Annotated in this window: 27 protein-coding genes; 20 read left to right on the plus strand and 7 right to left on the minus strand. The window is 35.1% G+C overall.

The genetic code is table 11. The annotated features are described in order from the left end of the window. Positions 1 to 8 precede the first annotated feature (8 nt). The 13 genes from QA612_RS03145 (at position 9) to QA612_RS03205 (ending at position 12,722) form a co-directional block, all read left to right on the plus strand. The gene (locus QA612_RS03145; RefSeq protein ID WP_278282299.1) at positions 9 to 200 is read left to right on the plus strand and encodes a hypothetical protein; all 192 of its coding nucleotides are present in this window, start codon (positions 9 to 11) and stop codon (positions 198 to 200) included. 157 nt (positions 201 to 357) lie between these two features. Further along, positions 358 to 1,434 (plus strand): AI-2E family transporter, encoded by a 1,077-nt coding sequence (locus QA612_RS03150; protein ID WP_278282300.1) that lies wholly within the window; start codon positions 358 to 360, stop codon positions 1,432 to 1,434. A gap of 539 nt (positions 1,435 to 1,973) precedes the next feature. Further along, positions 1,974 to 4,610: an alanine--tRNA ligase gene (alaS, locus tag QA612_RS03155; RefSeq protein WP_278282301.1), complete on the plus strand. Its 2,637-nt coding sequence runs from the start codon at positions 1,974 to 1,976 to the stop codon at positions 4,608 to 4,610. 101 nt (positions 4,611 to 4,711) lie between these two features. Beyond that, on the plus strand, positions 4,712 to 4,978 hold the full coding sequence (locus QA612_RS03160; protein WP_278282302.1) for an IreB family regulatory phosphoprotein: 267 nt from the start codon (positions 4,712 to 4,714) through the stop codon (positions 4,976 to 4,978). A 2-nt stretch (positions 4,979 to 4,980) separates the two neighbouring features. Further along, entirely contained in the window at positions 4,981 to 5,400 is a 420-nt protein-coding gene (gene ruvX / locus QA612_RS03165; protein WP_278282303.1) for a Holliday junction resolvase RuvX, read from the plus strand. Between the two features lie 77 nt (positions 5,401 to 5,477). After that, positions 5,478 to 5,783 carry a DUF1292 domain-containing protein gene (locus QA612_RS03170; protein ID WP_278282304.1) on the plus strand — a complete coding sequence of 102 codons (306 nt, stop codon included), beginning with the start codon at positions 5,478 to 5,480 and terminating at the stop codon, positions 5,781 to 5,783. A 558-nt stretch (positions 5,784 to 6,341) separates the two neighbouring features. Next, entirely contained in the window at positions 6,342 to 7,451 is a 1,110-nt protein-coding gene (mltG, locus tag QA612_RS03175) for an endolytic transglycosylase MltG (RefSeq protein WP_278282305.1), read from the plus strand. A gap of 139 nt (positions 7,452 to 7,590) precedes the next feature. Beyond that, positions 7,591 to 8,253, plus strand: a complete 663-nt coding sequence (locus QA612_RS03180) for an O-methyltransferase (RefSeq protein ID WP_278282306.1) — start codon at positions 7,591 to 7,593, stop codon at positions 8,251 to 8,253. Position 8,254: 1 nt separating this feature from the next. Beyond that, positions 8,255 to 9,184, plus strand: a complete 930-nt coding sequence (locus QA612_RS03185; RefSeq protein WP_278282307.1) for a peptidase U32 family protein — start codon at positions 8,255 to 8,257, stop codon at positions 9,182 to 9,184. A gap of 16 nt (positions 9,185 to 9,200) precedes the next feature. Further along, positions 9,201 to 10,481: a peptidase U32 family protein gene (locus tag QA612_RS03190; protein WP_278282308.1), complete on the plus strand. Its 1,281-nt coding sequence runs from the start codon at positions 9,201 to 9,203 to the stop codon at positions 10,479 to 10,481. After that, positions 10,481 to 11,116, plus strand: coding sequence for a uridine kinase (udk, locus tag QA612_RS03195; RefSeq protein ID WP_278282309.1), 636 nt, complete (start codon positions 10,481 to 10,483; stop codon positions 11,114 to 11,116). The genes QA612_RS03190 and udk overlap by 1 nt, the downstream gene beginning before the upstream one ends. Before the next feature lie 288 nt (positions 11,117 to 11,404). After that, a complete protein-coding gene (gene greA / locus QA612_RS03200) occupies positions 11,405 to 11,878 on the plus strand; it encodes a transcription elongation factor GreA (protein WP_278282310.1) in 474 nt (157 codons plus the stop codon). A gap of 172 nt (positions 11,879 to 12,050) precedes the next feature. Further along, a complete protein-coding gene (locus tag QA612_RS03205) occupies positions 12,051 to 12,722 on the plus strand; it encodes a YrrS family protein (protein ID WP_278282311.1) in 672 nt (223 codons plus the stop codon). A gap of 72 nt (positions 12,723 to 12,794) precedes the next feature. Here the strand turns inward: QA612_RS03205 and QA612_RS03210 are convergent, their stop codons facing one another. Beyond that, a complete protein-coding gene (locus QA612_RS03210) occupies positions 12,795 to 12,998 on the minus strand; it encodes a DUF2536 family protein (RefSeq protein ID WP_278282312.1) in 204 nt (67 codons plus the stop codon). Between the two features lie 153 nt (positions 12,999 to 13,151). On the opposite strand from QA612_RS03210, the gene mtnN reads away from it, so the two are divergent. The 3 genes from mtnN (at position 13,152) to QA612_RS03225 (ending at position 16,110) form a co-directional block, all read left to right on the plus strand. Continuing rightward, positions 13,152 to 13,853: a 5'-methylthioadenosine/S-adenosylhomocysteine nucleosidase gene (gene mtnN / locus QA612_RS03215; protein ID WP_278282405.1), complete on the plus strand. Its 702-nt coding sequence runs from the start codon at positions 13,152 to 13,154 to the stop codon at positions 13,851 to 13,853. Positions 13,854 to 14,050: 197 nt separating this feature from the next. Further along, complete coding sequence (locus tag QA612_RS03220; protein ID WP_278282313.1) at positions 14,051 to 14,284, plus strand: YrhC family protein; 234 nt, start codon at positions 14,051 to 14,053, stop codon at positions 14,282 to 14,284. Positions 14,285 to 14,610: 326 nt separating this feature from the next. Beyond that, positions 14,611 to 16,110, plus strand: a complete 1,500-nt coding sequence (locus QA612_RS03225) for an MDR family MFS transporter (RefSeq protein WP_278282314.1) — start codon at positions 14,611 to 14,613, stop codon at positions 16,108 to 16,110. Positions 16,111 to 16,157: 47 nt separating this feature from the next. On the opposite strand, the gene QA612_RS03230 is transcribed toward QA612_RS03225, so the two are convergent. Further along, positions 16,158 to 16,793 (minus strand): NUDIX hydrolase, encoded by a 636-nt coding sequence (locus tag QA612_RS03230; RefSeq protein ID WP_278282315.1) that lies wholly within the window; start codon positions 16,791 to 16,793, stop codon positions 16,158 to 16,160. 217 nt (positions 16,794 to 17,010) lie between these two features. On the opposite strand from QA612_RS03230, the gene QA612_RS03235 reads away from it, so the two are divergent. Continuing rightward, positions 17,011 to 17,253 (plus strand): HPr family phosphocarrier protein, encoded by a 243-nt coding sequence (locus QA612_RS03235; RefSeq protein WP_278282316.1) that lies wholly within the window; start codon positions 17,011 to 17,013, stop codon positions 17,251 to 17,253. Positions 17,254 to 17,370: 117 nt separating this feature from the next. Here the strand turns inward: QA612_RS03235 and QA612_RS03240 are convergent, their stop codons facing one another. Then, positions 17,371 to 19,365, minus strand: a complete 1,995-nt coding sequence (locus QA612_RS03240) for a S9 family peptidase (RefSeq protein ID WP_278282317.1) — start codon at positions 19,363 to 19,365, stop codon at positions 17,371 to 17,373. Positions 19,366 to 19,541: 176 nt separating this feature from the next. Here QA612_RS03240 and QA612_RS03245 point away from each other — a divergent pair, with 176 nt between their 5' ends. After that, positions 19,542 to 20,282 carry a PRC-barrel domain-containing protein gene (locus QA612_RS03245; protein ID WP_278282318.1) on the plus strand — a complete coding sequence of 247 codons (741 nt, stop codon included), beginning with the start codon at positions 19,542 to 19,544 and terminating at the stop codon, positions 20,280 to 20,282. Positions 20,283 to 20,548: 266 nt separating this feature from the next. Next, positions 20,549 to 20,719, plus strand: a complete 171-nt coding sequence (locus QA612_RS03250; protein WP_278282319.1) for a hypothetical protein — start codon at positions 20,549 to 20,551, stop codon at positions 20,717 to 20,719. A gap of 173 nt (positions 20,720 to 20,892) precedes the next feature. Here QA612_RS03250 and QA612_RS03255 read toward each other — a convergent pair whose 3' ends face one another. Continuing rightward, a complete protein-coding gene (locus tag QA612_RS03255) occupies positions 20,893 to 21,504 on the minus strand; it encodes a class I SAM-dependent methyltransferase (protein ID WP_278282320.1) in 612 nt (203 codons plus the stop codon). Between the two features lie 142 nt (positions 21,505 to 21,646). Between QA612_RS03255 and sigK the strand changes: the two genes are divergently transcribed. Then, a complete protein-coding gene (sigK, locus tag QA612_RS03260; protein ID WP_278282321.1) occupies positions 21,647 to 22,363 on the plus strand; it encodes an RNA polymerase sporulation sigma factor SigK in 717 nt (238 codons plus the stop codon). 296 nt (positions 22,364 to 22,659) lie between these two features. Here the strand turns inward: sigK and QA612_RS03265 are convergent, their stop codons facing one another. From QA612_RS03265 to QA612_RS03275, 3 genes are all read right to left on the minus strand, one after another. After that, positions 22,660 to 23,304 carry a TetR/AcrR family transcriptional regulator gene (locus tag QA612_RS03265; RefSeq protein WP_278282322.1) on the minus strand — a complete coding sequence of 215 codons (645 nt, stop codon included), beginning with the start codon at positions 23,302 to 23,304 and terminating at the stop codon, positions 22,660 to 22,662. 121 nt (positions 23,305 to 23,425) lie between these two features. Further along, entirely contained in the window at positions 23,426 to 23,875 is a 450-nt protein-coding gene (locus QA612_RS03270; protein ID WP_278282323.1) for a TlpA disulfide reductase family protein, read from the minus strand. Positions 23,876 to 23,935: 60 nt separating this feature from the next. Beyond that, complete coding sequence (locus QA612_RS03275; protein ID WP_278282324.1) at positions 23,936 to 24,481, minus strand: peroxiredoxin; 546 nt, start codon at positions 24,479 to 24,481, stop codon at positions 23,936 to 23,938. Positions 24,482 to 24,559 lie beyond the last annotated feature (78 nt).

Here is a 24,559-nt window from a genome sequence, read left to right on the forward strand (position 1 = left end):
TGAAGAAGTTGAAAAAGGTGGTTTCATTTGCTGCAATCGGTTTAGGAGCATATGCTTATGCTTCTTCGATGGATAAAAAGACGAAAAAACAATGGAAGAAAAAAATGGACCAGTTTACTTTTACCAATATTTCAAACTACCTTCCAAATCAACATTCAATGAAACAAATGGGAAAAAGATTCTCGAAAGCCATTTCGTAGTAATAGCATAATAGCTGTGCAAAAGTGTGAATGAAGTATGCAATATTAGCAAAGTCATGTATAAAGCTTCACGGATTTGGAGGGTGTACAAGGGCATCGACCTTATTGTTCACCCTCTATTTCCGTTAAACATATGTAGAAGGAGGACAAGAATTTTATGGAAAACCGAATAGTTCATTGGGTTATGCGACTTACTTTTATTTTGCTTATTGGTCTTGTCCTCTTCATGTTTACTCAGATATTTGTTTATTTAAAACCTGTTATTGAAATTATTTTTCGAATTCTACTACCATTTTTAGTTTCAATTGTTATCGCTTATATACTCCATCCTATTATCAATGCTCTTGAAAAGAGAAGAATGCCACGACCACTTTCAATCATATTGATTTACACGTTATTTGTAGTTCTTTTTGTTTTTGTTTTATTTAAAGGAACGCCATATATTATTGACGAAGGACAAGAACTATTAGAGCAGCTCCCAGAAATGGCAGATACATATCGTAACTTTGCGAATACGATACACGAACAAACAGAAGTCCTTCCAACAACCTTTCAGGACCGTGTAGAAAGCTGGATGGAAAGTGGCGAAACGTTTATTGCTGAAGCAATAATGAAGGTTGGTCTCTTTCTTCGACAATTAATTGATTGGTTATTATTGCTTGTTGTCATTCCGTTTTTAGTCTTTTATTTATTAAAGGATACGGAGCTTATAAAAAAAGTGTGTTGGTATTTAACTCCAAAAAAATGGCGTAAAGAAGGATTAAGTTTAATAAAGGATATTGATAAATCTTTAGGCTATTACATTCGCGGGCAGCTTATCGTATGTGTTGTTGTAGGTATACTGGCTTATATAGGATTTTGGATTATAGACATGCCTTATGCATTGTTGCTAGCTGTTTTTATTGGTTTAACAAATGTCATTCCATATTTTGGACCAATTATAGGTATGGTTCCTGTAGTATTTATTGCATTAACGGAATCATTAGAACTCGTTATATTAGGAATTATCGTTAACTTTATCGTTCAAATTATTGAAGGAAATTTGATTGCACCTCTTGTAGTTGGAAAAAGCCTGCATATGCATCCAGTTTTAATAATTTTTGCACTTGTCGTCGGGGGAGAGTTAGGTGGGGTCATTGGATTAATTATCTCTGTACCAATTCTCACTATTTTACGAGTTATCTTACTACATGTGAGACAGATTGTCCGTGAACGAAAAGGAATTTATTATTAATTTGACAAATATGTCGCTAATTTTTATAATATGACAGAGTATATGAAAAAAATGCATCCCTTAAGGGGATTTTCGTATCGCGCTGATCTCGCTGGAGTCACCGCATTCACTCCTGAACTTACAGCTATTTTCAGGGTAGATAGCCTATAGAGTTTTTAATTACATAAACATAAATATAATTAAATCATAAATTGATGACGGAATTGAGTTACTGAAGCCCCCTAAGAAGTAAGTTTGCTTTATCAGAGAGGAATTTCCTTGGCTGCGAGAAATTCTAGGTGAAGATCAGTAATGCGCTACTCCTGAGAGCAGGAAAAACCTGCCGTACGACGTACGTTACATGTCTTCTGAGGTGACAAAGTATTTTTATCTTTGTAACTAGGGTGGTACCGCGATTAACTCTCGTCCCTGATTTTATTAGGGATGAGAGTTTTTTTATTATTTATAAGTAACAGAGCTGGGACGGCGGTATATTGTTCCAGAAAGCAATCATGTTGATTTTTAATAAATATCTGATTGAATAATTAGGAGGTTGTAAAATGAAACGATTAAGCTCAGCTGAAGTACGACAAATGTTCTTAGATTTCTTTAAAGAAAAGGGACATGATGTAGAACCAAGTGCACCGTTAGTTCCACATGAAGACCCTTCCCTATTATGGATTAATAGTGGAGTAGCAACTCTGAAAAAATATTTTGATGGCCGTGTTATCCCGAAGAATCCTAGAATTACGAATGCCCAAAAGTCAATTCGTACAAATGATATTGAAAATGTAGGTAAAACAGCCCGTCACCATACTTTTTTTGAAATGTTAGGGAACTTTTCAATTGGAGACTATTTTAAAAGAGAAGCTATCCACTGGGCATGGGAGTTTTTAACTTCGGAAAAGTGGATAGGTTTTGACCCAGAAAAGCTGTCTGTTACTATTTATCCAGACGATGATGAAGCATTTGAATTTTGGAAAAAGGATATAGGACTTCCAGAAGAAAGGATTATTCGGTTGAAAGAAAATTTTTGGGATATAGGTGAGGGGCCATGTGGACCAAATACAGAAATATTCTATGATCGTGGAGAAGCATATGGAAATGACCTAAATGATCCTGAATTATTTCCTGGAGGAGAAAATGAAAGATATTTAGAAGTATGGAACCTAGTATTTTCTCAATTTAATCATAATCCTGATGGTAGCTATACACCACTTCCTAAGAAAAACATTGATACAGGTATGGGCTTGGAAAGAATGGTCTCTATTATTCAAGATGCTAAAACTAATTTTGATACGGATCTTTTTATACCGATAATTAAAGTAACAGAACAAATATCTGGATTAAGCTATGGGAAAACAAATGAAGCTGATACTGCATTTAAAGTTATTGCGGATCATATTCGTACAGTAACATTTGCAGTAGCTGATGGTGCTCTACCATCCAATGAAGGTCGAGGCTATGTTTTAAGAAGGCTATTACGTCGTGCTGTAAGATTTGCAAAGCAGCTTCAAATAGAACGTCCATTTATGTATGAGCTAGTGCCAGTAGTTGCTGACATAATGGTAGACTTTTATCCGGAAGTAAAAGAAAAAACTGAGTTTATTCAAAAGGTAATAAAAAATGAAGAAGAACGCTTCCATGAAACTCTAAATGAAGGCTTAACTATTCTAGGACAAATAATCGAAAAGGCTAAAGAGGCAAACCAAGACACGATTGAAGGTACAGATGTTTTCCGCCTTTATGATACGTATGGATTTCCAGTTGATTTAACAGAAGAATATGTAGAAGAGGCTGGTTTTACCATTGATAGACAAGGCTTTGAAAAAGAAATGGAAAAACAGAGAAATCGTGCACGTGAAGCACGACAAGATGCGGGATCTATGCAATCACAAGATGAAATATTAGGAAGTATTAAAGTAGAAAGTAAATTTATTGGATATGACCAGTTAGAAACATCTGCTGTAATAAAAGAGATTGTAAAAGATAAGGATTTAGTTGACATAGCTAATGAAGGGGATATCGTACAAGTTATTACGGATCGAACATCCTTTTATGCAGAGAGTGGCGGGCAAATAGCAGATTATGGTACATTTGAAAACGAGGACACTATTCTTGTGGTAAAAGACGTTCAAAAAGCACCGAATGGTCAAAATCTTCACACTGTGGAAGTAGCTAAAGGAACTTTAAAAAAGAATATGTCTTTTACTGCTAAAGTAGATAATAAAAACCGTAAAGGGATAATTAAAAACCATACAGCCACACACCTTTTGCATCAAGCGTTAAAGGATGTATTAGGTGAGCATGTGAATCAAGCGGGTTCACTCGTTGCGGAAGAACGTTTACGCTTTGACTTTTCTCACTTTGGCCAAATAACAGAAAAAGAATTAGAAGAAATAGAAAAAGCAGTAAATGAAAAAATTTGGGACGGTATAGCAGTTGAAACGATGCAAAAAAGCCTTAATGAAGCAAAAGAAATGGGGGCAATGGCTCTATTCGGTGAAAAATACGGAGAAACAGTTAGAGTTGTTAAAGTAGGAGATTACAGCTTGGAGTTATGTGGAGGGTGTCATGTAAATAATACAGCTGAAATTGGGTTGTTTAAGATTTTATCAGAAGCAGGGATTGGTGCAGGTGTTCGTAGAATAGAAGCTGTAACTGGACAGAATGCATATTCTCATATGTCTGAACTTGTTGATATATTAAAAGAAGCCTCTGGCTTATTAAAGTCAAAGGTTGTAGATGTACCGTTTCGAATTGAGCAACTCCAAAAACAATTGAAGGAAAAAGAAAAAGAGAACGAATCATTTGCTGCAAAGCTAAGTAATCTAGAGGCTGGTAATATTCTTGATGAAATGATAGAAATTGAAGGTGTCTCCCTGTTAGTTAAACAAGTAAATGTATCTGATATGAATAGATTACGCCAAATGGCAGATTCGTTAAAAGAAAAAATAGAATCAGGTATTCTTGTTTTAGCTGCTGTCAACAATGGTAAAGTTAGTATTGTTGCTAGTGTTTCAAAAGATTTAGTTAAGGATGGACACCATGCAGGTAATATAGTAAAAGAAGTAGCTACACGCTGCGGTGGTGGCGGTGGAGGTCGACCAGATATGGCACAAGCCGGTGGTAAAGACCCTAGTAAATTGCAGGATGCTTTGAAAATTGTACCTGATTTTATTAAAAGAAATTTCTAATTGTATTTTAATTAGTGTAAAATAGAGACAAGGTGAAGATCGTAACGGAAGTTTATGGTAATGGGTATCCTTTTTTTCAAAAATGGAGAGAGGTGTTTATGATGAGTTCAATGGATAATACAATGAAATTTAATTTTAACGACGACTCTATGGATGAAGATGTGAAGGAAATATTATTAACAGTATATTCTTCTTTGGAGGAAAAAGGCTATAACCCAATTAATCAAATTGTAGGTTATTTACTGTCAGGAGATCCAGCATATATTCCACGCCATAATGATGCTAGGACGCTTATTCGAAAAATAGAACGTGATGAAATTATTGAAGAATTAGTTAGATCCTATTTATCTCACCGCGAGAAGGAGTAAAGATGAAAGTATTAGGACTTGATGTAGGAACAAAAACAATTGGGGTTGCTGTTAGTGATGCATTTGGTTGGACGGCTCAAGGACTTGAAACTATTCAAAGAGCTAATGGTGATGAGGAAAAAGACTTTCTTCGTCTTGATGAGATTATTAAAGAGCACGAAATACAAACGATTGTTGTAGGGCTACCGAAAAATATGAATGGAACAATAGGTCCAAGTGGGGAATTGTGTCAAGAATTTGCCCGAAAGTTAGAAGCAAGAACAAATTTGAAGATTGAATTAATTGATGAACGCCTATCTACAGTGGCTGCAGAAAAAATGTTAGTAACTGCAGATGTAAGTAGAAAAAAAAGGAAAAAAGTCATTGATAAAATGGCCGCAGTCATCATACTACAAAGCTACTTAGATCGAAAACAAAACTAATTTTTGTTATTTTTTAAGTTATTTTTGAGCATCCTATATGAACGACAATTATTAGTAAAAGAAAAGGGGGATTAAAAATGTTAAGTTATAATCTACCGGAGGAAGACGACAGTCGAATTATTATTCCAGGAGAAAATGGAGAAGAGCATCTTTTTGAAATTTTGTTTACTTTTGACGTTGATACTACTGGGAAATCTTATATGGTATTAACACCTGAAGGATCTAATGAAGATGATTCGGAGGAAGAGGAAGTGGAGGTTCATGCCTTTCGGTACGAAGAACCAGAAGGAGAGGAGCTTTCTTTGTACCCAGTTGAATCTGATGAAGAATGGGAAATGATTGAAGAACTCTTAAACACTTTCACAGAAGCAGAAATGGAATAATATATGACAACAAAAACTGATGAAAATTTCATCAGTTTTTTGTTTTTTAAAAGGGAAGAGAGATGTAACGAATAAATAGTATATCTTTATTTTTGGATTAGCTATATTCAGTGTAGACCGCCCATGCAGTGAAAGTTCACTATGAGGGATGAAAATTTTCTATCTAAGGTATACTACCTTCCCGCAAATCCACTCTCCTACTATTCGTGGGAACTGATGGCTTCTTTCTTCCCGCATTTTTGTTTTTCTACCGTTTGCGGGAACAATATCAAGTCTTCGTATTTTCAGGGTAGTTTTGCAGTCGTCAAGAGCAATTCTTTCTCTACCACTGCATAGTGTTGATCTGAAGCTTGATCAATCGAGACAACTTGAAGTGATTCAAAAAAGAGGATGCTCATCGATAGAGCACCGAATTAAACTCCTGAACCTCTTTTTATTTTCGTGGTAATTTTTATTAAATAAATGACAATATTTTTATTATATGTCACTATTTCAGTAGAGGGATCGAAATTTGAAAAATATGTAGTATAATAGATGAGGTGAAAGGGGGAGCAAGGTTTGACTGATAATAATAATTTTAAGAAAAAACATATAGAAAAACTAAAAGAAAGACAAAAAGAAGCAAGTATTGTTAGAAAAATCGTTCTCATTTGTTTATTTGTTATTATCTTAATTCTAGCAGGAGGCCTCTACAGTGCCTATAATTTTATCACAGGGGCAATTGGGCCACTAGATGAAAATGATGATGAGGTCATACATGTGACGATTCCAATAGGGTCCACTGCTACAACTATTGGTAATATACTTGAGGAATCGGAAGTAATAAGTAATGGAACTATTTTTCGATATTATGTTCGTCTTACCAATGAGACTGGCTTTCAAGCAGGCGAGTACGAATTAAGCCGATCAATGGATATTGATGATATTATATCTGAATTAAAGGAAGGGACTGTGTATCAAGATTATCAACTTACCTTTACAATTCCTGAAGGGCGTTGGCTTGATAATGTGGTTAATATAGTTTCAGAGCAAACTAATGTTACTGAAGATGAAATGTTTGAACTCATCCATGACGAAGAGTATTTAGAAGAATTAATTGAAAGATATATTATATTAGAAGATGTTATTTTAGATAGTGATATCCGTTGGCCTTTAGAAGGTTACTTATTCCCTGCTCGTTATGATTTTGTTAATGATGAGATCGAGGGAGAACAGTTAATTGAAACGATGATTGAACGTACTGCCAATGTTTTATCTGATAGTGGTGCAGGAGCATCTGATTATAGTTACCATGAAATTTTAACAATAGCATCCATTATTGAAGGGGAAGCTCGTAATGATGAAGAAAGATATAGAATATCTGGGGTGATTCATAATCGCTTAAATATTAACATGGCTCTTCAAATGGATCCTACGATAGCCTATTCATACGGTGAGCATTTATCCCGTACGTTATATGATCATTTGGACATCGATTCTCCTTATAATACGTATCGAAATAGAGGCTTACCAATTGGGCCAATAAACAACCCTGGTGAGGCTTCCATACGAGCAGCATTAAATCCAGAAAATCATAACTATTTGTATTTCTACCATGCTCCGGATGGTCAGGTATTCTTTACTGAAACGTATAATGAACATACTGATATAGTAAACCAATATCAATAAATGAAGAATAATCTCCTGTGGGAGAATGTGTTATTCGCATTCTCCCTATGTTTATGTTAAAATATATCGGTCAAAGTACTAACACAAACAAATTTAGATGAAATGACTAAAAGGGCAGCCAGAAGGAGGCGCTTTTTTTATGAATATAAAAACAGAGAACTATTTAGAAAGTCTCATTCAAAAGAGATCCTCATTTATTACTGAGATGGAACGCTTTGCAGCTGAAAATGATATACCAATTATGGAACCAACTGGTATGGAGCTCTTACTTCAATTTTTAGAAATTCAACAACCTAAAAGAATTTTGGAAATTGGTACTGCAATTGGGTATTCTGCAATCCGAATGGTTGAGAGGATTCCTAATTGTATCGTCTATAGTATTGAACGGGATGAATCGAGACTAACAATTGCACAAGAGAATATATCAACACTTGGGTTAGAAAAGCAAATAAACGTTATATATGGAGATGCTCTTGAAGTAGTAGATGATGTCTCTATACATGGCCCTTTTGATATGTTGTTTATTGATGCAGCAAAAGGTCAATATGAACGATTCTTTACACTTTATGAACCGTATGTTGCTACTAACGGTTTAATCATATCGGATAATGTGTTGTTCAAAGGAATGGTAACTGGAGAAATGGACATCCCTTCAAAAAACACAAAAGGTTTAGTGACGAAATTAAGAGCTTTTAATGAAGAACAGATGGCAGATAAACGATTTTCTACCATGATTTATCCTGTAGGTGATGGTGTGATGGTGAGTCGGAAGAAAAATATGGATGAAATAGGTGGTGAATAGAATGAAAAAACCAGAACTATTAGTAACTCCAACATGTTTGGAAGACATAAAACCTTTAATTGATGCAGGAGCTACTGCCTTTATTATTGGAGAAGAAACATTCGGTCTACGATTAGCAGGAGAGTTTGATCGAACAGCTGTACAAAAAACAGTAGAACTTTCTCACGAACACGGTGTTAAGGTATATATAGCTGTAAATGCTATTTTTCATAACGATTTACTGCCAAAGCTACCTGAATACATTAATTTTTTACATGAAATTGGTGTAGATAGTATCGTTTTTGGCGATCCTGCAGTATTAATGAATGTTCGTGAGGTGGCTCCTTCTATGAAGCTTCACTGGAATACAGAAACAACTGCAACAAACTGGTATACTGCTAATTATTGGGGGAGAAAGGGTGCCAAGCGTGCTGTACTTGCCCGAGAAATTAATATGGACTCTATAATTGAAATAAAAGAACAAGCTGAAGTTGAAATTGAAGTACAAGTCCATGGAATGACTTGTATGTTTCAATCCAAACGAACACTAATAGGTAATTATATGGAGTTTCAAGGGAAAGATTTAAAGGTAGAAGGACGTAGTAAGGATCGTACTCTTTTCTTACATGATCCAGAACGAGATTCTAAATATCCAATATGGGAAGATGCTAATGGGACTCACATTATGAGTCCTAAGGATATTTGTATTATTGATGAACTAGAAGACATGATTGATGCAGGTGTTGATTCCTTTAAAATAGATGGAATCTTAAAAAGTAGTGATTATATAGTAAAAGTGACTTCTTTATATAGAGAAGCAATTGATTTATATGTTGAAGATCCTGATAAATATTCGGAGCTTAAAGACGATTTTGTTGAAAAAATAAAGGCTATTCAGCCTCCGAATCGTGACCTTGACACTGGATTTTTCTTTAAAGAATCGGTTTATTAAGTAAGGGGTGAAAAAAATGGAACAGATTGCAATGAAAACAGCAGAAGGAAAACGTGTTATTACGAAAAAACCAGAATTGTTAGCACCAGCAGGTAACCTTGAAAAGCTTAAAATAGCCGTTCATTATGGTGCAGATGCCGTTTTTATTGGTGGACAAGAGTTTGGATTACGTTCCAATGCAGATAATTTCTCTATAGAAGAAATGGCTGAAGGAGTTCAGTTTGCTAATAAATATAATGCAAGAATTTATGTGACGACCAATATTTTTGCCCATAATGAAAATATGGATGGGTTAGAGGAATATTTAGAAGCATTAGAACGAGTAGGAGTTGCAGGAATTATCGTAGCAGATCCAATGATAATTGAGACGTGTAAACGTGTGGCGCCCAAACTAGAGGTTCATTTATCAACACAACAATCGTTGTCAAACTGGCAAGCCGTGAAGTTTTGGAAGGAAGAAGGGTTAGAACGCGTCGTTTTAGCACGTGAAGTAGGATTAGAAGAGATGCTATTAATGAAAAAAAATGTTGATATTGAAATTGAAACATTTATTCATGGAGCAATGTGTATATCCTATTCAGGTAGGTGTGTACTTAGTAACCACATGACCGCACGAGATTCAAATCGTGGTGGTTGCTGTCAATCATGTCGGTGGGACTACTATTTGTATGAGGAGAATGATCAAGAGGTTGAAAATGGAATGACAGAGATGAAAATGTTTGAAGAAGATGATGCGCCTTTTGCTATGTCTCCAAAGGACTTAAATTTAATTGAATCCATTCCTAAGCTTATTGAAGCGGGTATCGATAGCTTAAAAATTGAAGGACGTATGAAGTCAATTCATTATGTTGCAACAGTTGTAAGTGTTTATCGTAAAATAATTGATACGTACTGTGATGATCCTGAAAACTTTAAGATCAAACAGGAATGGTTAGATGAATTAGCTAAATGTGCTAATCGTCCTACAGCACCAGCATTCTTTGAAAATGTTCCTGGTTATCAAGAGCAATTATTTAGAAACCATAGTCAAAAAACAACACATGATTTTGCAGGGCTCGTATTGGATTATGACGAAGAAACTCAAATCGTTACGTTACAGCAAAGAAATCACTTTAGACCGGGGGATGAAATTGAATTTTTTGGCCCTGAGATTAATAACTTTACACAAACAGTTGGAACTCTATGGGACGAAGATGGTGAGGAGATAGATGCTGCTCGTCATCCTTTACAAATAGTAAAGTTTAAAGTTGAAAAGCCTGTTTATCGTAATAATATGATGCGAAAGGAAGCAATGTAATGGTGAAAAAACCTGTTATTATTGGTGTGGCAGGTGGATCTGGTTCAGGAAAAACAACTGTTGCAAAAAAAATATTTTGTCAATTTCATGATCAAGATATTCTTATGATTGAACAGGATTCCTATTATAAAGATCAAAGTCATTTGCCCATGGATGAACGTTTAAAAACGAATTATGATCATCCTTTAGCATTTGATAATGATTTATTATTGGAGCACTTAAAGATCCTTCTAGAAAGAAAAAGTATTAGAAAGCCTGTTTATGATTATGCTAAGCATACACGTTCAAATGAGATAATTAATGTCATTCCTCGTGATGTTATTATTTTAGAGGGTATTCTTATTCTAGAGGATGAACGATTAAGAAATATGATGGATATTAAACTATTTGTAGATACAGATTCAGATATAAGGATTATTCGTAGGTTAGTCCGAGATATGAAAGAAAGAGGGCGTACGATTGATTCGGTAATAGATCAATACACTTCTGTTGTTCGGCCAATGCATTTACAATTTATTGAACCGACAAAAAGATACGCTGATGTTATTATACCGGAAGGTGGCCACAATCAAGTTGCAATTGATTTAATGGTAACAAAAATAAAAACGATTCTTGAAGAAAAAGCAATTTTGTAATAGCATAAGATAAAGATAGAAAAAGCAACTAGGACGGAACGGTTTTTGTTTATTTATTAACGTATGATCAGCGCCCCACTTTCCAAATCCTTTTAAAGGAATGAGAGAGTGGGCGCTGAACATTTATATAAAAGTGAAAAAATATCATTTTTTTATTAAAATATCATATTGTTCATATAAACCGTTTCTATTTTTGCTAACATTTGACGTAGTGCATACAATAGAGAGATGAAAAGGCGCACGTTGAGTAGGATTTATGATTGATCACACTAAGGAGTGAAGTAAGTTATGGCAGAAGAAAAGCACTATATGACCCTTGAAGGTAAGGGTAAGCTTGAAAAAGAATTGGAATACTTAAAAACAGAACGACGAAAAGAAGTCGTAGAACGAATAAAAGTTGCTCGTAGCTTTGGAGACTTGTCTGAGAACTCAGAATATGACTCTGCGAAAGAAGAGCAAGCTTTTGTTGAGGGACGTATTATACAGATTGAAAAAATGATTAGGAATGCACAAATCATTGAGGAAGATACTACTAATACTTCCGTTGTTTCACTTGGTAAGACTGTTTCATTCAAGGAATTACCTGATGGTGAAGAGGAAGTATATACCATTGTAGGTCGTGCAGAAGCAGACCCAATCGATGGGAAGATCTCAAATGATTCTCCTATGGCTCAAAGTCTTATGGGTAAGACGATTGGAGATAAAGTATCAGTTACTACGCCAGGTGGAGATATTAAGGTAGAAATTTTAGAGGTTAAATAATGTAATTATTCTCCCTTTGTGATGGGTATTCACAAAGGGTTTTTTTTGTCTTTATGTTAGTCTGAAAAAAAATTTTTATTTTTGAGTGTTAATTTAAGAAATATCGAATTTTTTGAGTGTTTCAATTATAATATATAGGACAAGGTAGTGGAGTAAAAGGAGGAAGAGTGTAATGAATCATTATGGGGGTTATGGACCTAGACGAGCAGAAATGAGGAAAAAGAAAAGAAATAATATTTGGTTGAATACTTCCATTGCACTGGTAGTTGCTGCGATTATTTTTGTGGGAGGAAGTCTATTTTTTGGAAATAATTCAGAACCAGCATCTGTAACAGGAAACGGAGAAAATAATGAAAGTGAAAATAATGAGGAACAACAAAATAATAATGCTGAGGAATCACCTTTAAATAATGAGTCTGTAAACGATGGAGTTAACGACGAATCAAATAACATGAATGACAGAATAAACAATAACGATGAATTAGATGATCAAGATATAGACAACAATAACGAATCAGATAGTGTTGGGGAAGTAATTGTTAATGAATGGGAACCTGTTGGTACAATTCAAGAAGAGCCATTTGAGGCAGTGTTTAGTAGTGATCATGTGAATTGGGAAGAGATGCTAACAGCCTTAAGATATGCTACAGGTATACCTGAGGATGAACATATGGAAGTTTGGTTTCTTGGAAATGGTGGAGATCTCCAAAGTGCTGAAGGCTACGTGAGTGATGCTGCTAACCATGACACGCCATTTAAAGTCAGGCTAGAATGGGTTACAAATGAAGGTTGGATGCCTGTTTCTGTTGAGCATCTAGAAGAAAATCCGAGAAGAAACAACTAAGGAAAACATAAAGGATGGTGAAGGAAGTTGTTCTTATATCTCTTTCACTATCCTTTTCCTATGTGTTTTTTCTTATTTTTTCCCTTTAAAGTGTACGACAGCAGTATAGAGTTTACTCCCTACAGGATCTATTAAGACTTGATGGGAGACGTGATTTACACTTAACATAATAGCTTGATTTTGTTCAATTTTTGTTGCAATTTGTTTTTCTAATGTTTGTAAATTTTTAGTTTCAAAAAATTCTACCTTATCTTCAATAAAGCCTGTGTGAATCATATTATACCCCTCTCTATTCCATTTCTATTTCTTCTATCATTAGAATAACTAAATGAATGAAAGAAAACAATAATTCATTGAGAGCATTTGCCATTACTCCATCATTTCGCTATGATAAAAAAGATGATTGAAAAGAGAGAGGGTACAAATGATATGAGAATAGGTATTATTGGTGCAATGGAAGAAGAAGTAGAATTATTACGTTCGAAGATGAATGTATTGGAAAACGAGAATATAGCAGGTTGTGAATTTTTTCTTGGTAAGCTTCAAGGAGTAGAGGTTGTCCTTTCAAAATCTGGTATTGGGAAAGTAAATGCTGCTATTAGTACGACTTTAATGAATCGATTATTTCATCCAGATTATATAATAAATACAGGTTCTGCTGGTGGTTTTCATAAGGAGCTTTCTGTAGGAGATATCGTTATCTCTACAGAAGTAAGATACAATGATGTGGATGCAACAGTATTTGGTTATGAATTTGGACAAGTTCCACGAATGCCTTCTTTTTATACTCCTACAGATGAGCTTATAAAAATTGCAGAGGAGTGTGCAGAGGAAGTAGGAATCCATTCTGTAAAAGGGTTGATTATTTCAGGAGATTCTTTCATGAGTGATCATGAAAGAGTAGAAGCAATTCGTCAAAAATTTAATGATCCATACTGTTCAGAAATGGAAGCGGGAGCAATTGCTCAAGTTTGCTATCAATTTCAATGTCCATTCGTAATTATACGTTCCCTATCGGATATTGCAGGACAAGATGCAAAGTTATCATATGACCAATTTCTTGAAACTGCTTCTGTGAACTCTGCTAAGATGGTATTGCTCATGCTTGAGAAACTAAGAAAAAAACAATAATTATTTTACTCTAACAAAAAGAGCTTCCAATAATGGAGCTCTTTTTGATTCCAATTTTAACAAATATTGCTTGTCCCATCCTTTATAATACATGTTATACTATTCATAGATTACAAACTTCGTCTCTTCTATATAGAGGCGATTTTATTATGATACTTGCTTCCTTCAATGTATTTTAATAGATGAGGTGAGGAATAATGGATGAGAAAAAAATAATTGATTTAAAAAATAAAGTAATAGATTTAAAGCGTTTTGCTTTTATTTTATTAGCACTTTGTGGTTTTTTAGCAATTGGTTTAGTTTTACCTGATAATATTGCAGGAGAACATCAAGGGATGATGATTGGGTTAAATGCATTACTATTAATTGCAGCTATCTACTTTCATCGTACTGCTTTAGCTACACAACGGAAACTTTTGGAGGAAGAATAATTTAAATTTTTATTGTCCTTTTTTAGAAAAGGAATTTTTGACAATGGACGTGATTTCATTAAACTATGAAATCACGTCCGTTTTTTATTTGCAATGAATTTAAATAATGTAGTGTAAATGTATTTCAGCTGTTACTCATTTAAACCTTTTCTAAAGAGGTCTAGGAGAGTCAGGACGACGATGATTTAGCCGTAGCCCACAGGAATGAACTGCACTTAGGTGTAATTGGGACCACTTGCTCTTATCTTTTCTTATGTATGTTCCAACTCTGCTATAATTATCTTGGGACAATATGGTGATTAGTTCTTAATAAACGGAGTGGTACTATGACAGGAAAACAGACAAAAAGGCCATTTGTATTAGCAGCAGTGATGCTTGGTATGTTTATGGCAGCAGTTGAGGCTACGATTGTTGCAACAGCAATGCCAACAATTGTGGCAGATTTAGGAGGATTTTCGTTATTTAGCTGGGTGTTTTCAGCATATCTCCTTATGCAAGTTGTCATGGTTCCCATTTATGGGAAGCTATCAGATATATACGGAAGAAAGCTTATATTCTCAATTGGTGTGACCATATTTTTGATAGGATCCTTCCTATGCGGTCTTGCACCTTCTATTGAATTTTTGATTATTGCCCGTTTAATTCAAGGATTAGGTGCAGGTGCTGTACAGCCTGTAGCTACAACAATTGTTGGAGATATTTATACGAAAGAGGAAAGAGCAAAAATTCAAGGGTATTTAGCCAGTGTGTGGGGAATTTCCTCTGTTCTTGGTCCCGTATTAGGTGGATTGTTCGTTGCATTTACTCATTGGAAATGGATTTTTTGGGTTAATATTCCATTTGGTCTTATTGCTATGGCTGGAATTATCGTCTTTTTAAAGGAGGATGTTGATCAGGAAAAACGAAAAATAGATTATCTAGGATCAGGTTTTTTACTTATTACCGTCAGTGCATTAATGGTTGTATTTATTCAAGGTGGTGTGCAGTGGAATTGGACTTCTCCACAAATTATATCACTAATGTGTATTGCAGCATTATCACTTATAGCCTTTTTGTGGCAGGAAAAGCGAGCAGAGGATCCAGTAATGTCACTGTCTATTTGGCAGCATCGGTTAATTGCGTTAGCAAATATTGCTTCCTTAACATTAGGAGCCATGTTAATTGGGGTTTCAAGTTTTTTACCTACATATGTACAAATAGTATTAAATCAACCAGCGATAATTGCAGGGTTTACGTTGACGATGATCAGTGTTGGGTGGCCGATATCCTCAACACTAGCAGGTAGATGGATTATCCCACTAGGTTCTAGAAAAACAGCACTAATCGGTGGGGTTAGTTTAATGATTGGTGCAACCATGTTTCTTACATTATCGATTGTTCAGCATCCAGTTTGGGCAGGTGCTGGTTCCTTCTTCCTAGGAGCTGGAATGGGCTTTTCTACAACAACGTTTATTGTAAGCATTCAAAGCAGCGTCTCTTGGCGTATGAGAGGAGTTGCTACAGCATCCAATATGTTTATGCGTTTATTAGGAAGTGCCCTTGGAGTGGCTTTGCTAGGTGGAATATTAAATAGTAGAATGCAGCAATTTTTAATGGAACAAGGGGATGAGCTTACGATTGAACCTTCAATTGATGTTGTAAATATGCTCTTAGACCCAGTGGGGAGAGAACAATTTAGTGCAGAAGAGAGTCAGCTAATTCAAGAAGGAATAACTCATTCATTAAATAGTGTTTATATTGGTGTATTTATTTTAGCTTTTATTAGTTTTTTACTCATTTTTTCATTACCTAAATCAGATATGCAAAACAGCTCTGTTAATAAATGATTTAGGCTAGACGTAAAAGTATTCATGAAATAAGTGACCAGAAGGAATTACTCCTTCATGGTCACTTTTCTTATTTCATCAAGAACATGTGTTAAGATTCTCGCAGTAAGACCCCAAATGACATGCCCTTCATATTCATAAAACTGTTCCGTTATTTTTCCTGTTCTCCAATTATAATTTTCCCCATTAGGAATGAGATGGTATGGAAAGCTTTCTTCTGGCATTACCTTTAAAAAGACATGGTGCTCCTTTGGTTTCATTTTTAGTAATGTTGAAAGTGGAATGTATAAAACTTCTTTTACTTCTGCATCATTCTTTTCTATAGTAGCATCGGAACTAATTTTTCCTAGGAAGGGATATAGAATTAACTTAAAAGGAGTTACCATATAATCAAGTTCTCCTAATAGTTCAATATTACTTGTTTCTACCCCTAATTCCTCTGACAATTCACGAACTGCTGCAGATGAGTAGGAACGATCTTCATCATCTACCTTTCCACCTGGAAAACAAATCTCTCCAGGCTGGCGTATGTTTTGAGCCCTTACTTCAAAAATAATAGTTAATTCTCCATCCTTTTCAATTAGAGGAACAAACAGAGCAAAAGGGATGTAAGTTTCATAGTCTATAATATTTGCTTTCCTTTTACGAAAATGATTCATTACACTTTGATCGTTAAAATTCAAATAGGACACTCCTTTTTTTATAAAAATATGACTGATTTCTGACAATTGAAGTTACCATAAATATTCCATTCGGTTTAATTAACCTTTAAAATGCAGAAATATAGCTTTCATAGAACGAAACTTATAAATTGGTTACAAATATATAATACAAGAAATATTTGTATTTATCACATTATCAACTTATAATAAGATATATCACAAATTGAGGAGTGGTCAAATGAAACTGACAGTACAAAAACCTATTTTTGCAGATGCAGCAAGTAAATTTGTTAACACAGCTAGTAAATATTCTTCTACGATTTTATTAAAAAAAGATCACTGGGTAATAGATGCTAAAAGTTTACTAGGTGTTTTAGCACTTTCCTTACAACCAGGTCAAGAAGTTGAATTTACCTTTGACGGGGAAGTTGAAGAAGGATTTATCAATGACCTTGTGGAATCAGGTCTTTTCCAAAAATAATTTAATGATTTAAGAAAAGCACATGGAGCTAGACACCTTACGTAGAGTGAAAATTTTATACTTTAACTTTAAAAAAAGGCTAGCCTTCATTGGCTAGCCTTTAGACTTGTTATTAACTTAGTTTTTAAGATATTTTTCAAACCATGTCATTAATTCTTGTAAACGAGCATATCTTAAATACGGAGCGCCGCTTCGGGATAATTCATGATTAGAATTAGGGAATCGAACAAAGCGTGTTTCTTTCCCTCTATGTTTTAATGCAACAAAAAGCTGTTCTGCTTGTTCCACAGGACAACGGAAATCCTTCTCCCCGTGTAAAATGAGTAATGGTGTTTCGATGTTATTTACATATTTTATAGGAGAGTGGTTCCAAAGCTTTTCAGGATCCTTTAATAAGTCAGTACCAATCTCCCACTCTGTGAAAAAGTAACCAATGTCACTTACGCCGTAAAAGCTAATCCAATTTGAGATGCATCGAAGAGTTGCAGCTGCTTTAAATCGGTTGTTATGGGAAACAATCCAATTCGTCATAAACCCTCCGTAGCTGCCTCCAGTTACACCTAATCGATCCTTATCAATATCCGGGTATTTTGCAATGGCATCATCTGTAAAGGCCATGATGTCCTCATAATCCATCCCACCGTAGTCACCACGACAGGCGTCTACATATGCTTGTCCGTATCCATGACTCCCTCTAGGATTAGAATAGATAACAAAATAGCCTTGTGCAGCTAAAAGCTGCAGCTCATGGAAAAATGTATTTCCATACATAGCATGGGGTCCACCATGAATTTCTAAAATGGTTGGATATTTCTTTCCTTCCTCATAATTATAAGGCTTAAGAACCCAACCGTGAACGTTCCAACCGTCACTAGAAGAACAATTGATTTCCTCTGGATCTTGAATGTGTACTTCCTTTAATAATTGAGTATTCGCTGATGTTAGTTTGACTACTTCTTTAGTTTCAAGATTTACAATATGAAGGTCTCCTGGATTTGTTGGAGTACTAATACCTAATACAGCTAGGTTTTCCCATACGTTTACATCGTAGCCATACACGTGCTGTGTTCCTACATGAATCTCATCAATAGCTCCATTTCGGTCTACAGCATAAAAGTTCGTATTACCATGTGAACTTGCTGTTACATATAATTTTTGATTATCTTTAGACCAAATAGGCCCAGGAGTAGGATGGCCGGAACGAATATCTCCAATGGCAGCATCTGTTAGGTGAATATCCCAATCCTTAGTTAAACATGTACGTTCCTTCGTTTTTACGTCAATGAGCCATAACTTAGAGTGGGTTGCTCCTAAAAATTCCTTTCCATGACCATAACAAGCAATAGTAGTTCCATCTAATGAGAAGGTTCCGTTTGTAAACATTCCATCATTAGAGGTTAGAAGCTCCGGTTTCTTCGACTCCACATCCATTAAATAAAGATCTGCAATCAGCTTTTCATCCCCTTGCTTATTAGCTGTGTATACAATGCTTTTCCCATCAGGAGACCAAGCGGAGGGAGCATGATCGAAATCATCGTCTGTTAAAAATGTAACTGTTTCTGTTTCTAGATCGTAATAGGCAATTTGTTGACGTTTCCCATCTAAAAATCCAGCAGCATCTGATTTGTACTTTAATCGTTCAACAACGAGTGGTTCAGGCTTTTTGTCCTCCTTTTTGTTTTCTTTTTGGTCTGCAGCACCTGGTTGTTCTTTTTCTTTATAAGATGTAGTAAATAGAATTCGTTTACTATCAGGTGACCAAATAGGCTGGGAAGCACCATTTTCTAAAGATGTTAGTGGCTTTCCTTCACCACCATCAAGGGATAAAAGGTATAATTGCGGTTTCTCTTTATCTCCTTTAGATGTTATGTAAAGGAGCCATTTCCCGTCTGGTGAAAAACGAGGTGAAGATACTCTTCCTTTTCCAAACGTCCATTGTACAGCATCGTGCTCCACAGCTGATTGAACAAAAAGGTGGGAAGTGTATTCATCTTCATCATTTATAAATTGACGCGTAAAAGCTATTGTAGCCCCATCTGGTGATAATTGAGGTTCATTTATTACATTAATCTTTTTTAGGTCTTCGACAGTAATTGCTCTTTGATTAGGCATTTATAATTCTCCTTTCACTTTTACAATTCAGTTATGTAATATTTTTTATCTGAATCTTCCTTTAATTTTAGCAGAAATATTCGGAAATCGAAATAAATAACTAAAATAAATAGTTTATGAATCTATTATCAGGGAAAAAGAATTATAACCTCACTTTATGAAAGGTAGGGGATTACATGTTATTTCATTTAAGTAATTGGTTAAAATCTTTTTCAGTCGTAGGAAATGATGGTGGGTTTGGTACAGTAGATAACGTCTTATTTGATGAAGATAAGTGGACAATTCGTTATCTAGTTGTAAAGGCTGGCTTATGGTTTACGAATGAAAGATTATACATCTCACCTGCATCTATTGAAGAGATCGATATAAAATCAGAGATGATTCGTTTGAATATTTCGAGAGACCAAGCAGCAAAAGCGCCAATTATTGGAGATGAACCCATTAGTAGAAAACAAGAAAGAGAGTTCTCTTCGTATTATCAATTTAGTCCTTACTGGTTAGGAGGTAAAGTTTGGGGCGGTGTTGTATTGGCAAGAGATTTACTAGATTTTGATCAACCTGTTCAGGAAGTAGAGGATAATGAAGATGAACCTAAAATTCATGTTGCTAACGATGTTATAGGTTATGAGCTTGCAGCCCAAGAAGATACTTTTGGAAAAATAGAAGATTTACTGTTTGAGGAAGAATCGTATGTTATTCGATATTTTGTTGTAGATACGAAAAAGATTTTACCAGGAAAAAAAGTTTTAATTTCTACAGAATGGATTTCCCATGTAGACTGGGTATCTGGAAGAGTAGAGGTAACGATTACGAAAGAGCAAGTAGAAAAGTCTCCTGAGTATTTACCAGGACAGCCATTAACACGAGAAATAGAAGAAGCTTTGTTTGAGTATTATGATAAAGAAAAATATTGGTAATAAAGAAGGTTGTCCTTTATTAAGGACAACCTTTCTTTTAGTTTCAAGTCCATGAGCTAGTACATTGTTTTTCTTATGTATACTTGTTAATATATACTTTGTTACATTTTCCTATGATGAAATGAATCAAAGAATGATACTGAGGTGAAAACATGGTAATTACAAATGATGCAAAAGACTTCATTCAAGAACTATTGGTGGAGCATGGGGCTAGAAACATACGAGTGTTCTTTGCAGGAATGGGTTGAGGTGGACCCCAACTGGGATTGGCTCTGGATGAGACAACTGAAAAGGACATCGTGAAAGAAATTAATGGTTTAACCGTTGCATTTGATGAAATGATACACGAACAAACAGAAGGATTAACACTAGAACTAAAAGTTACTCCTGAAGGTAAAGGCTTGACAATTACAGGTAATGAAAGTGACTGCTGTTAACTTTCAAGGGACTACTTTCTTAAAGGATGTTTCATTAGGAATTTTATTTTTCTGGTGGGACATTCTTTTTATATTTTTCATTAACTGTTTGTCTACCCTGCAGGGGGGAGGGGAGAGTATGTTAGTCTCCTCAAATAATTTATTTATGGTTTCGATTGGAACTGAAGATCTTTTTATTTTGTTGCAACTCCAATTCCGATTGGATAATGGACATTTTCTTTTGGAGGTTCAAACATAACCCCTTTTTGAAAATAAAAATCCACGGACTGAAAATTGTTGAAGTTTTCTTTAAATTCGGCCACCGTTAATTGATGGTAATGAAAAGGTTGATTTGTAGGTTTGCCTCTTCCTTGTCCAAATGGTGTTGATAAAATTAACGTTCCGCCAGGTTTTAGGAGACGATGCATTTGATTCATAAATGCAATATCATCTTCTACATGCTCTATCGTTTCAAAGCTTACAATTGTATCAAAGCTACCTAGTTCATTAACAATACTTTCATCCATAATATCTCCTTGTCTGAATGATAGGAGTGGATGATAATAAGCTTTTTGCGCATATGTAATTGCATCCTCTGCAATATCTACACCAATAAGCTCTGATATATCTTTTTTTCTTTTTTTAGCTAGCATTTTACTCCCGTACCCAGAACCACATGCTATATCCAATACTCTTCCATTAACAAAGGGCATAGAAAAATAATACCTTGCGAGATGCTCTAAGAGCATACCATTCATGGGATCCATTTTTTCGGGAATGACACGTTCCCCAGTGTACTCTAACAAATTAATCACCGCTTTTTAATATTTTTCCCCTTTATTATACACGTTTCTGAAGATTTATTTTAATAACATTTCATTGAGACAGACACAGACAATCTATCCTCTGCATATATATTAGGTACAATGCCTAAACGGAGGTGTGTGAATGTCTAGTTTACTTGCAGCGATTACACATTTTGCAAAAGAATTTATTGTTTTTGTATCATTTGTAAAAAATAATGCATTTCCACAACCGTTAAATGCGAAAGAAGAAAAAAAGTATATTGAAAAGATGCACGAAGGTGACGATGAAGCACGAAATATTCTTATAGAACACAATTTGCGTTTAGTGGCTCATATCGTCAAGAAGTTTGAAAACACTCGTGAAGAAAATGAAGATTTAATCTCGATTGGTACAATCGGTTTAATTAAAGCCATTGAAAGTTATTCCCCAGGAAAAGGTACGAAGCTTGCAACGTACGCTGCTCGCTGTATCGAAAATGAAATACTTATGCATCTACGAGCACTGAAGAAGGTAAAAAAAGATGTCTCTTTACATGATCCTATAGGTCAGGATAAGGAAGGGAATGAAATCAGCCTAATTGATGTACTTCAAGCAGAGACGGAGGACGTTGTTGACACGATCCAATTGAACATGGAGAAAAAGCAAATTTATAAGTTTATTCATGTTTTAGATGAACGGGAAAAAGAAGTTGTTGTAGGGAGATTCGGACTTGATTTAAAAAAAGAAAAGACTCAGCGAGAAATTGCGAAGGAATTAGGAATCTCAAGAAGTTATGTTTCTAGAATTGAAAAGCGAGCATTAATGAAATTGTTCCATGAATTTTATCGCCATCAAAAAGGAGCATACAAAACAGAGTAAACATGCTTATTTCTAGCTCTCCCCTGAAAATAGAAACGGATCAGTAGTGAAGGGTGACAACTCCAGTGGGATCAGCACGAGTCGAAAATCCCCTAAAAGCTTACTGTGTAAGTTTTAGGAAGTTGAGGCCGTGCCCCACGGAAAGAGTCCGCAAGAAAACGGAGGAACTCCTTGATGTTTATTTTCATCCTTCATGGTGCAAGTTAAATAAGTAAGAAGGTGTCAAAAGTTTGCAATTTTAACTTTATGACACCTTCTTTCTTCCATGTGTTTAGTGGGAGAGACATTTCATTTTATTACCTCTTGATCCCATTTAATAAGATATCCACCATTTTCGTAATTTCTGTTTCATCATTTCTAGGATATAGCTTTGGGAAATAATTTGATAAAACGATATAGCCAAGGAGTAAACTAATAAAGGAACGACTTATTGTTGTACTATCAACCTTTCTTAGCTTATGCTTTTCCCTTTGTTGTTCGATAAACTGCTCCATGGAAGGGTAAATTGTCTCCTCCATTAACTTCTGTACTGAAAGCATCAATTCCGGATAATAGATGGATTCAATTAAAACAATCTTAAGAATTTTTCTGTTTTGATCAATGAGATGAAGTCTTTGCTTAAAAAGAAGAGTTAGTTCCTGATTTAATGCTCCTTTTTTATCTTCTTTGATTTTTGCTAATGTTTCTTCAATAATTGGCTTAAAAAAATGATGAATAATCAGGGGTAAAAGAGCCAGCATCATATCTTTTTTGCTTGGGAAATAACGAAATAATGTACCTTCAGAGACACCTGCTTTTTTAGCTATTTCACTTGTACGACTGGAGCTAAAACCTTTTTCAGCAATAATATCAATAGCTGCTTTTAAAATGCTAATTTGCTTTTCGTTGAGTTCTTCACCGTTGTAATCTACAAAGAGGAAATCATTTGAATGCGCTTCCATAATTTATTGCCTCCTTTTAGTGTGAGTACTCACATGTTTATACTTATCGTATTGAATTCTACTCCTCTTGTCAAAGAAAAAGAACAGTCAATCTGACTGTTCTTTTTCAAATATATAGAATTTACTTAGTTTCAATACCCAGTACTCTATTTACGCGCTTACGTAGCATTTTCATTCCGCCACCACCCGCTTGGAAATGACGAAGCTTTCCTTCTTCATCAAATACATAATAAGCTGGTACATATTGATTTTCGAAGGCATCCGTTAATTTATGCTCACCATCAACAAAAATTGGCTGTGTTATGTCATGTCCTTGACTCATGGCTTTTATGACATCAAGATCTAAATCCTTTTCAGAACGAGGCATATGAACTGCTATAACATTTAATTCATCCTCAAATTCATCTCTAAATTCATTTACTTCAGGCATAGCTTCTTTACATAAGCCACAGCTTACAGACCAAAAGTGAATAAGGGTTGGTTTATCTCCAATAAGATCACTTTTTGTTACTTCTCCATTGATCCATTCTGTTGCACCTGTTAATTCTGGTAATTCTGAACGAAGTTTCATTGTCAACTGCCCCTTTTATTAAAATGAGTATTTTTATTATGCTACTTAGTGGAGAATTGATTAAAGCGTTTCTTGACCTGGCTTCCAGTTAGCTGGGCAAAGTCCACCTGTTTGTAGTGCTTGAAGGACACGTAACGTCTCGTCCACATCACGACCTATATTGTTGTGGTTTACGACAGAGTACATTAACTCTCCTTCAGGGCTAATAATGAATAGACCACGAAGTGCAATTCCTTCATCTTCTACTAGTACACCATATTCGCTGCTAATTGTGTGGTTTGTGTCAGCTGCTAATGGATATTTAAGGTCTCCTAGACCATTATCATCACGGCTTGTATTAATCCATGCTAAGTGGGTGTGGATAGTATCTGTTGAAACACCAATAATTTCTGCATCTAAATCCTCAAACTCGTCGTAGCGATCACTTAATGATGTAATTTCAGTTGGACAAACAAAAGTGAAGTCCATTGGATAGAAGAAAAGAACTGTCCACTTATCCTGCTTCATATTTTCTTCAAGACTAACTTTACCGAATTCCTTATTTGCTAAAACAGCATCCATTTCAAACCTTGGCGCTTGTTTTGCTACCATACGCTTATCTGACATGTATAACATCTCTTTAGATTATAATAATTATTATTTAATATAAAATATATTATAATTATTATTATTATAAAAAGTCAA

The sequence above is a fragment of the Evansella sp. AB-P1 genome (assembly GCF_029688925.1).
Classification (GTDB): Bacteria; Bacillota; Bacilli; order Bacillales; family Salisediminibacteriaceae; genus Evansella.

What these genes read in the sequence shown, in the direction of transcription:
- QA612_RS03270 (WP_278282323.1), bottom strand. Translation starts at nt 23,875, where the DNA reads ATGAAACTTCGTTCAGAATTACCAGAATTAACAGGTGCAACAGAATGG.
- QA612_RS03210 (WP_278282312.1), bottom strand. Translation starts at nt 12,998, where the DNA reads ATGATTCACACAGGCTTTATTGAAGATAAGGTAGAATTTTTTGAAACT.
- sigK (WP_278282321.1), top strand. Translation starts at nt 21,647, where the DNA reads ATGTCTAGTTTACTTGCAGCGATTACACATTTTGCAAAAGAATTTATT.
- ruvX (WP_278282303.1), top strand. Translation starts at nt 4,981, where the DNA reads ATGAAAGTATTAGGACTTGATGTAGGAACAAAAACAATTGGGGTTGCT.
- QA612_RS03180 (WP_278282306.1), top strand. Translation starts at nt 7,591, where the DNA reads ATGAATATAAAAACAGAGAACTATTTAGAAAGTCTCATTCAAAAGAGA.
- QA612_RS03170 (WP_278282304.1), top strand. Translation starts at nt 5,478, where the DNA reads ATGTTAAGTTATAATCTACCGGAGGAAGACGACAGTCGAATTATTATT.
- QA612_RS03190 (WP_278282308.1), top strand. Translation starts at nt 9,201, where the DNA reads ATGGAACAGATTGCAATGAAAACAGCAGAAGGAAAACGTGTTATTACG.
- alaS (WP_278282301.1), top strand. Translation starts at nt 1,974, where the DNA reads ATGAAACGATTAAGCTCAGCTGAAGTACGACAAATGTTCTTAGATTTC.
- QA612_RS03150 (WP_278282300.1), top strand. Translation starts at nt 358, where the DNA reads ATGGAAAACCGAATAGTTCATTGGGTTATGCGACTTACTTTTATTTTG.
- QA612_RS03185 (WP_278282307.1), top strand. Translation starts at nt 8,255, where the DNA reads ATGAAAAAACCAGAACTATTAGTAACTCCAACATGTTTGGAAGACATA.
- QA612_RS03225 (WP_278282314.1), top strand. Translation starts at nt 14,611, where the DNA reads ATGACAGGAAAACAGACAAAAAGGCCATTTGTATTAGCAGCAGTGATG.
- QA612_RS03205 (WP_278282311.1), top strand. Translation starts at nt 12,051, where the DNA reads ATGAATCATTATGGGGGTTATGGACCTAGACGAGCAGAAATGAGGAAA.
- mtnN (WP_278282405.1), top strand. Translation starts at nt 13,152, where the DNA reads ATGAGAATAGGTATTATTGGTGCAATGGAAGAAGAAGTAGAATTATTA.
- QA612_RS03220 (WP_278282313.1), top strand. Translation starts at nt 14,051, where the DNA reads ATGGATGAGAAAAAAATAATTGATTTAAAAAATAAAGTAATAGATTTA.
- QA612_RS03160 (WP_278282302.1), top strand. Translation starts at nt 4,712, where the DNA reads ATGAGTTCAATGGATAATACAATGAAATTTAATTTTAACGACGACTCT.
- udk (WP_278282309.1), top strand. Translation starts at nt 10,481, where the DNA reads ATGGTGAAAAAACCTGTTATTATTGGTGTGGCAGGTGGATCTGGTTCA.
- QA612_RS03245 (WP_278282318.1), top strand. Translation starts at nt 19,542, where the DNA reads ATGTTATTTCATTTAAGTAATTGGTTAAAATCTTTTTCAGTCGTAGGA.
- QA612_RS03275 (WP_278282324.1), bottom strand. Translation starts at nt 24,481, where the DNA reads ATGTCAGATAAGCGTATGGTAGCAAAACAAGCGCCAAGGTTTGAAATG.
- QA612_RS03265 (WP_278282322.1), bottom strand. Translation starts at nt 23,304, where the DNA reads ATGGAAGCGCATTCAAATGATTTCCTCTTTGTAGATTACAACGGTGAA.
- greA (WP_278282310.1), top strand. Translation starts at nt 11,405, where the DNA reads ATGGCAGAAGAAAAGCACTATATGACCCTTGAAGGTAAGGGTAAGCTT.
- QA612_RS03235 (WP_278282316.1), top strand. Translation starts at nt 17,011, where the DNA reads ATGAAACTGACAGTACAAAAACCTATTTTTGCAGATGCAGCAAGTAAA.
- QA612_RS03240 (WP_278282317.1), bottom strand. Translation starts at nt 19,365, where the DNA reads ATGCCTAATCAAAGAGCAATTACTGTCGAAGACCTAAAAAAGATTAAT.